Source organism: Komagataeibacter oboediens (assembly GCF_003207815.1).
GTDB classification, from domain to species: domain Bacteria; phylum Pseudomonadota; class Alphaproteobacteria; order Acetobacterales; family Acetobacteraceae; genus Komagataeibacter; species Komagataeibacter oboediens.
Genome location: NZ_NKTX01000275.1, coordinates 1 through 507, shown reverse-complemented (window position 1 = coordinate 507; position 507 = coordinate 1). Strand labels below are relative to the sequence as shown.

Here is a 507-nt window from a genome sequence, read left to right as displayed (position 1 = left end):
ACCAGACGCCACCGTCGTCACACCCGTGTAGGTATTCGCACCCGACAGCGTCTCCGTCCCGCCAGAAACCGTCAGACCGCCAGAACCGGACGCCACGCCAGAGAATGTGTTTCCGAACGTGGCATTGCCATTCGTGATGTCCAGCGTGTTGCCTCCAAGGGCAACCGTGCCTGCCCCGTTCAGGGACTGGATCGAGGAAGAACCTGTCGTCACGCCAGAAATGTCAAACGCCGCGTTGTCCTGCACGCCGGTGGACTGGGCAATCGATCCCGTCCCGCTCAGGGCCAGCGTGCCATTATCAATGGTCGTCGCACCCGTATAGGTATCCGTGCCCGTCAGCGTCGTCGTGCCCGTGCCGATCTGGGTCAGGTTGCCCGTGCCGTCAATAACCTGCCCGACCGTGATCGCATCGCTACGATCAACAGCCAGCGTACCATCATCATGGATCGCCGTGGTAGTCGCGATGTTGCCCGCCGTACCACCATTGCCAAGCTGCAGCGTGCCGCC

1 protein-coding gene is annotated in these 507 nt (G+C 62.1%); it reads right to left on the bottom strand.

The features are described from left to right. Nucleotides 1-507 (bottom strand): autotransporter-associated beta strand repeat-containing protein (locus CFR80_RS18835; protein ID WP_181418296.1); only part of this gene is annotated, 507 nt, incomplete at both ends.